Below are 7511 nucleotides of genomic sequence, written 5' to 3' on the forward strand. Positions count from 1 at the left end.
AAGCAATGTCTGAGGGGCCAGATCCGCATGGATCTGGCCCCTCAGACATGAGCGCAACGGACTGCCGCCTCAGACGAACTCTCAGAAGAACACGGACCGCCGCTGCACCAGCAGCTTGTACAACGTGTGCTGAATCTGCTCCCGCACCTGATCCGTCAGGTTGAACATCAGCATCGGATCCTCGGCGGCCTCCGGCGGATACCCATCCGTGGGAATCGGCTCCCCGAACTGAATCGTCCACTTCGTCGGCAACGGCAACGCCCCGAGCGGCCCGAGCCAAGGGAACGTAGGCGTGATCGGGAAGTACGGAAAACCGAGCACCCGCGCCAGCGTCTTCGCGTTCCCGATCATCGGGTAGATCTCCTCCGCCCCCACGATCGAGCACGGAACGATCGGCGTCCCCGTCCGCAACGCGGTGGAGACGAACCCGCCACGCCCGAACCGCTGCAGCTTGTACCGCTCGCTGAACGGCTTCCCGATGCCCTTGAACCCCTCCGGCATCACCCCGACAAGCTCACCCCGCTCGAGCAGCCGCTCGGCGTCCTCCGCGCACGCCAGCGTGTGCCCGGCCTTGCGGGCCAGCTCGTTGACCACCGGCAGCATGAAGACGAGATCCGCCGCGAGCAGCCGCAGATGCCGCTCCTGCGGATGGTTGTCGTGCACGGCGACCTGCATCATCAGGCCGTCGAGCGGCAGCGTCCCCGAGTGGTTGGCGACGATCAGCGCCCCGCCGTCGGAAGGGATGTTCTCGATGCCCTTCACCTCGACGCGGAAGTACTTCTCGTACAGCGGCCGCACCAGGGACATCAGCACCTGGTCGGTGAGCTCCTCGTCGTACCCGAAGTCGTCGACCTCGTACTCCCCGGTCAGCCGCCGCCGCAGAAACGCGAGCCCGCCCGCGATGCGCCTCTCCAGGCCACCGCCGCCCCGCGGCTCGGGTGCGGCTCCCTGCTTCGGCTCCGCCGAAGGCGCCGGCTCGGCCCGCTCCACGCCCGGCTCGCCGTCCTGCTGCGCCGGCATGGCCGTGACCTCACGGACAGCTGCCGGATCGTTCTTGCGCAGGGTCGCGACCCTGCGGCGCGTCGGGCGCTGAGCGCCCCCGCGCGACCGGTCGTCGTCGAACGGAATGACCTTGGCGTCCGCCATCGTTGACGCTCTCCTCAGTTGGCGCTGTGGTTGCCCACGAAGGGCAGCGTGGCGATCCGGTCCAAGGCCCCGGCGACGGCCTGCGGCGGCAGAAGCCCGGGACCCCGACTGCGTACGAAATCCGCGAAGGTCTCCGCGGTCGTGTATTTGGGCCGGAAGCCCAGTGTCTCGCGCATCTGCCGTGTTGCGACCACACGGCCATGGGTGAGCAGCCTGATCTGCTCGGGCGAGAAGTCCGTGACGCCCAGCGTGCGCAGCGCCTGGCCGACCCAGGTGACGGCGGGCATGAACACCGGGAGCGTAGGGCGCCCGAGCCGCCGCGAGCACTGCGAGAGCAGCAGCAGGCCGTCGCCCGCGACGTTGAACGTGCCGCTGTTGAGCGTGCCGCGCCGCGGGTCGCGTGCGGCCAGACGGAGCACCTCGATCGCGTCGTCCTCGTGCACGAACTGCAGCCGCGGGTCGTAACCGAAGACGGTCGGCAGGACCGGCAGCGAGAAGTACTCGGCGAGCGGGGAGTCGGCGGCCGGGCCCAGGATGTTGGCGAACCTCAGCACACACACCGCCACGTCAGGGCGCCGCCGCGCGAATCCGCGTACGTACCCCTCGACCTCGACGGTGTCCTTGGCGAAGCCACCGCTGGGCAGCGACTTCGGCGGCGTCGTCTCGGTGAAGACCGCCGGGTCGCGCGGCGCGGAGCCGTACACATTGGTCGACGACTTCACCACGAGGCGCTTGACCGTCGGCGACTTCTGGCAGGCGCCGAGCAGCTGCATCGTGCCGATGACGTTGGTCTCTTTGAGTGACCCGCGGCTGCCGCCGGCCAGCGCGGTGCCCGTGACGTCCATGTGCACGACCGTGTCCACGGAGAACTCGGCGAGCACCTTGGCGATCGCGGACTGCCGGATGTCGGCCTGGACGAAGTCCGCGCCGCCCAGATGGTGCTCAGGGGGGACCGCGTCCACGGCGACCACCCGGTCGACCTCCGGGTCGCGCTGGACGCGTCGGACGAACCGCCCGCCCAGTTGTCGGGCCACCCCGGTCACGAGCACGACCTTGCCCAAGATCAGCGCCTGCCTTCCCCAGCCCTCGAAGTCCTGCCGCGCACCGTCAGCACGCTCCCGGCACACGCTAGCGGGTCGATGTTGCGCTGTGATGACCGCCTGATGCAGGAAGTGACGACAGCCACACCAGAGGCCCACAAAAGCCCAGGTGAACCCCGGAAACTCCGCGGAAAACGCCGAAGCCCTCCCGCCGGATGACGGGAGGGCTTCGGGGCGCGCTATGTCAGCTGTCGCTTACTTCTTGTTGCGACGCTGAACGCGGGTGCGCTTCAGCAGCTTGCGGTGCTTCTTCTTGGCCATCCGCTTACGCCGCTTCTTGATAACAGAGCCCACGACTACCCTCGCTCACTTCTCTTCACTAAGTGCGGGGCAGCAGACTGGGCCCACACGACCTACGTCGGCCTAGCCTACCCGCCTCTGAGTGAGGGACGTAATCGAGGGGGATCGAGGGACTTCTGTCAGCCCGCCTCGACTCCTACATAGGACTCGCGGAGGTACTCGTGAACCGCCTGCTCCGGAACCCGGAAGGACCTTCCGACCCGGATGGCGGGCAGATGACCGCTGTGCACCAAGCGGTACACGGTCATCTTGGACACTCGCATCACCGCGGCGACTTCCGCCACGGTCAGGAACGCAACCTCGTTCAGCGGCCTCTGCTCAGCAGCCATGACACCCCACCTGAACCTTCCGCACATGACGGGCACCGGCTTCCCCTTCCGGTGACTCTTCGTCTCTGCGCGCTCACTCCCCAGACTAGGGGCGGATGATGCGAGTGGGGAAGAGGAGCAGCCATCGGCCGCCTACTGTGACAGACACGCTCGATTGAGTACATAGCGAGTAAGCGGTCGGTAGTAATCAGACCGCACAGCGTCATCAAGCGGAACGACGACGGACACCTGCCCCTCGGCCTCTCCGACGAACAGCGCGGGATCATCCGTATCCGCCAGACCGATCGCCTCAAACCCCAGCTGACCTGCCCCGCAGACCCATCCGTGGTCCCCGATGACCAGCTCGGGCAGGGGCCCATCACCCTCCGCGGCGGCCGCGAGGACGGCCCGAACCGGGAGCGGTGAGTGGGTGTGTGCGCCGGTCTCACTCCCGGTGGGACGCACGCCGGGTTCCCGCACCAGCGCGACTCCTTGTACGTAGTCAAGGTTGTACGTGCGTAGGCCGAACCGGGTCGTTATGTCGACACTGTTGCCCTGCGCGGGGGTGAGAACGGTGCACCCGGCCGCCGACAAGGCGTCCGCCAACGCGGCGTAGAACCCGAGCAGCCGGTGCGGATGCCCCGTCCCGAAGAGCACGGGAAGCTTCCTTTGTACGGCATCCGAGAGCCGCTCGGCGAAGGCGTCGAGCGCGGCCAACGTCCGCTCGGGGTCGATGACATCGGCCCCCGTGGTGTGCCCGGGATCCGCGGACACCCCACACTTGTCAGCCATCAGCCCGAGCAAGTCCCGCGATTCCCAGCTCCATTCAGGATCGAGCCCCAGCAGTATCCGCGGATCCCGGGCCGCGAAGAGCCGATAACTCCGCAGACTCTCTTCCCGAGACGTGGCCACAGGCCCGGCCAACCGAGCCGCCAACAGATGCGCCCGCAGGGCGCCGGTGCTCAACACCCAGCCGATGCTGACGCATCCCACCCATCGATACCCCCAAAACCCCGGAAAACCCCCACAGTTGGCGTAACGAGACGTACCCTCACGCAAAGACACCACCTCTGCGGTACGCACGCGGCCAGTCGCCCCGCACACCACCCCACCAACCCGCGCTGATGGTGCACAGTCGCCCCACACACCTCCCCACCCAACCCGCCCGCCACTGCGGCCAGGCGTTCCGCACGGGCGCCTTCCCACCCTGGCCGCCCGGCATTGTGGGCAGACTCCGCACACCGCCATTCCACCCTGGCCGCCTTAGCCGCCCCCGCCGTGGCCAGGCGTTCCACACAGGCGCCTTCCCACCCTGGCCGCCCGGCGATGTGGGCAGGCGTTCCGCACGGCGGAACGGGTGGGCACAACGCACCATCACCGAGCACCGATAGACCAGGCGCCCACGCCGAGGGACGGGGCCTGGGGCGGAGCCCCAGTTTCGGGAAGGGGCGGGCTTGGGGAAAGCCCCGCAGGGCACCCCCCTACGCCAACAACCCCCGCAACGGAAACACCGCACGCCGCGCAGCCAACACCGCCTGGTCAAGCCGATCGGCAGGGTCATACCCCGCCTCCCACTCCTTCCAGGACACAGGCCACCGCCCATCAGTCATCCGCGCAGGCCCCAACTGCCGCGTACGAGCGAACACTTCCTGCCGCCAGGCCTCAGGAATCACCTCGGAGGGCGAAATCTCCCGTCCCGCAGCGATAGCGACCAAATGCGTCCACGACCGAGGCACGACATCCACCACGGCATAGCCACCCCCGCCGAGCGCAACCCACCGCCCCTCAGCGTACGCATGCGCCAACTCATGACAGGCAACCTGCACCCCCCGCTGCGCATCCAGCGAAACGGCAAGATGCGCCAACGGATCCTCGAAGTGCGTATCGGCCCCGTGCTGAGTGACAAGCACCTGCGGCCGAAAGTCCGCCAGCAACTCCGGCACCACGGCGTGGAACGCCCGCATCCACCCCGCATCCCCGGTCCCCGCCGGCAACGCCACATTCACGGCAGACCCCTCCGCCGAGGAAGAGCCCGTCTCCGAGGACCACCCCGTCTGCGGAAACAACGTCCGCGGATGCTCGTGCAACGAAATCGTCAGCACCCGCGGATCGTCCCAGAAAGAAGCCTGCACCCCGTCCCCGTGATGCACATCCACATCCACATACGCGACCCGCTCGGCGCCCAGCTCCAACAGCCGCGCGATGGCCAGCGACGCATCGTTGTAGATACAGAACCCCGAAGCGGCCCCCGGCATCGCATGGTGCAGCCCACCCGCGAAGTTGACCGCATGCAGCGCTTCCCCACGCCACACCGCCTCGGCCGCCCCCACCGACTGCCCGGCGATCAGCGACGACACCTCGTGCATCCCCGCGAAGGCAGGATCATCCGGAGTGCCCAGGCCATAACTGCCGTCCGCCGACGCCGGATCGGCGGACGCGGCCTTGACCGCCTCCACATAGTCCTCGCGATGCACGAGCCGCAGCGTCGAGTCACCGGCACGCTTGGCCGCGACGACATCCATCTCACGGTCGAGCCCAAAGGCACCGACCAGACTTCTGGTCAGCGCGAGCCGGACCGGGTCCATGGGGTGCTCAGGACCGAAGTCATAGCCCGTTACTGCCTCGTCCCACATCAACTGTGCGCGGCCGCTCATGCCCGTCACCGTATCGGTCCGCTCCGGGGGCGAAGGACCGGGCGTACAACAAGGTCACGAGCACCAACACCATGGGAACGAGCATCGCCCCGCGGTAGTTCCACGCATCTCCCAGCGCACCCACCAACGGCGAACCGATCAAAAACCCCACGTAGTTGAAGACATTGAGCCGCGCCACAGCGGCATCCGAAGCCCCGGGGAACAGCCTCCCCGCCGCGGCGAAAGTCTGCGGAACGATCACACACAGCCCAAGCCCCAGCACGGTGAACCCCAAGATCCCGGTCCACGCCCCCGGCGCCGCCGCCACGACAGCGAACCCGAGCGCAGCCACCACCGACCCGACCCGCACCACCGCAACGGCCCCGAACCGCCGCACGCCCAAGTCCCCGAGCCCTCGCCCCAGCAGCGTCATGACCATGTAGACGTTGTACGGAACGGTCGAGACCTCCTCCGAACTCCCCAGGACGTCCTGCAGATACTTCGCACTCCAATTGGAGACGGTCGAGTCACCGATGTACGCGAAGGTCATCACCAGGCAGAGCGGAAGCAGCAGCTTGAAGACAACGGGCCCGCCCTTCCGCTCACCGGCGTCACCCACCGCAGCGCCAGCATCGGCATCGACGTACCAGCGACTCCCCACCAACGCCGCGGGCAGCAGCACCACGACCGCCGGCAGATACGACACGAAGAGCGAAAGATCCCAGTGCGCCCCCGCCCAAGCGATCGACGCCCCCGCGATCCCGCCCAGGCTGTACGCCGCGTGGAACCCGAGCATGATGCTGCGCCCGTACGCCCGCTGCAGGCTCACACCGAGCATGTTCATGGCCGCGTCGAGCGCCCCCACCGCGAGCCCGAAAGCCCCCAGCGCCACGGCGACCTGCCACAGGGCGTCCCCCGCACCGACCCCGAGCAGCGCCAGGAGCACTACGGGCTGCGACCACCGCAGCACCCGGCTGGGCCGCACCCTCTTGACCAGCCACTCCGTGCCGACGCTCCCGACGCCGGCGAGGATCGGCACCGCGGCGAGGAAGACCGGCAGCAGGCCGTCGGATATCCCGTACCGATCCTGAATGGCGGGAATCCGCGTCACCAGCAACGCGAACGTGACCCCCTGCACCAGGAAGCTCAACGCCAAAGGGGCCCTGCCGCGCCGCAGCTCGTCCGTCATGGCTGCTGAGAGTAGAACCTTTGACTACCGGTGGGTAGATAGATCACACACCCAACTGCCCGTGATGCAGCGATCCCCCACCGTCACACGAGTAGATCCGCCAACTCCCCCATGTCCCCAAAGAGTTCCGTGGCCCCGGAAAGCCTCTCGGCGGGCGTCATCGCCGTGAACCCGTACACATCCATCCCCGCTGCGACAGCGGCCCGCACCCCCAGCGGGCTGTCCTCGACCACCACACACTTCTCGGGCACTACACCCATCCGCTCGGCGGCATGAAGAAAGAGATCGGGCGCCGGCTTGCCCCGCCCCACATCCTCGGAGCTGAAGATCCGCTCGTCGTCGAACCACCGGTCAAGCCCGGTACGCCGATGCCCGACCCGAATCCGCTCATGACTCCCGGAAGAGGCCAGGCAGTACGGCACCCCGCCGGCGACCAACTTCTCCAAAACCCCGACGGCACCCGCCACAGGCTCCAGCTCCCGCTCAAAGGCGGCAAAGACACGAGAGTGGAAGATCGAGTCGAAATCCTCAGGCAACCGCTGCCCACTCCGCTCAAGAACGAGGTCGTGTACGCGATGAATGGCGGCCCCCATGTAGTCGCGCAGGGAGTCCTCGTACGTGGTGGGGTGACCGAGCTCGGTCAGATATCCGGCAAGAATGGTGTTGGAGATCGGCTCGCTGTCCACGAGGACGCCGTCATTGTCGAAGATGACCAGTTCATATCGCATACTGCGACCCTAAACGCAGAAAACCCCCGCACCGTATCCCGGTGCGGGGGTTTTCTCTACAAATAGTTCGGCGGCGTCCTACTCTCCCACAGGGTCCCCCCTGCAGT

8 protein-coding genes are annotated in these 7511 nt (G+C 67.5%); all 8 read right to left on the minus strand.

Annotated features, from left to right (window positions below; translation table 11 throughout):
* Positions 1–81: 81 nt before the first annotated feature.
* Positions 82–1146: a lysophospholipid acyltransferase family protein gene (locus AB0O76_RS11460; protein WP_365488031.1), complete on the minus strand. Its 1065-nt coding sequence runs from the start codon at positions 1144–1146 to the stop codon at positions 82–84.
* A 14-nt stretch (positions 1147–1160) separates the two neighbouring features.
* Positions 1161–2207 carry an NAD-dependent epimerase/dehydratase family protein gene (locus AB0O76_RS11465; protein WP_365488034.1) on the minus strand — a complete coding sequence of 349 codons (1047 nt, stop codon included), beginning with the start codon at positions 2205–2207 and terminating at the stop codon, positions 1161–1163.
* 234 nt (positions 2208–2441) lie between these two features.
* Positions 2442–2540, minus strand: a complete 99-nt coding sequence (locus AB0O76_RS11470; RefSeq protein WP_003948845.1) for an AURKAIP1/COX24 domain-containing protein — start codon at positions 2538–2540, stop codon at positions 2442–2444.
* A gap of 125 nt (positions 2541–2665) precedes the next feature.
* The gene (locus AB0O76_RS11475) at positions 2666–2875 is read right to left on the minus strand and encodes a helix-turn-helix domain-containing protein (protein WP_362996452.1); all 210 of its coding nucleotides are present in this window, start codon (positions 2873–2875) and stop codon (positions 2666–2668) included.
* A 132-nt stretch (positions 2876–3007) separates the two neighbouring features.
* Positions 3008–3823 carry a phosphatase gene (locus AB0O76_RS11480; RefSeq protein ID WP_365488101.1) on the minus strand — a complete coding sequence of 272 codons (816 nt, stop codon included), beginning with the start codon at positions 3821–3823 and terminating at the stop codon, positions 3008–3010.
* Positions 3824–4335: 512 nt separating this feature from the next.
* Complete coding sequence (locus AB0O76_RS11485; RefSeq protein ID WP_365488038.1) at positions 4336–5508, minus strand: acetoin utilization protein AcuC; 1173 nt, start codon at positions 5506–5508, stop codon at positions 4336–4338.
* Positions 5459–6676 carry an MFS transporter gene (locus AB0O76_RS11490; protein ID WP_365488041.1) on the minus strand — a complete coding sequence of 406 codons (1218 nt, stop codon included), beginning with the start codon at positions 6674–6676 and terminating at the stop codon, positions 5459–5461. The genes AB0O76_RS11485 and AB0O76_RS11490 overlap by 50 nt, the downstream gene beginning before the upstream one ends.
* Positions 6677–6759: 83 nt before the next feature.
* A complete protein-coding gene (locus AB0O76_RS11495) occupies positions 6760–7404 on the minus strand; it encodes an HAD family hydrolase (RefSeq protein ID WP_365488044.1) in 645 nt (214 codons plus the stop codon).
* Between the last annotated feature and the right edge of the window lie 107 nt (positions 7405–7511).

This window comes from Streptomyces sp. NPDC086554 (assembly GCF_040686095.1).
In the GTDB taxonomy this organism is placed as follows: Bacteria; Actinomycetota; Actinomycetes; order Streptomycetales; family Streptomycetaceae; genus Streptomyces.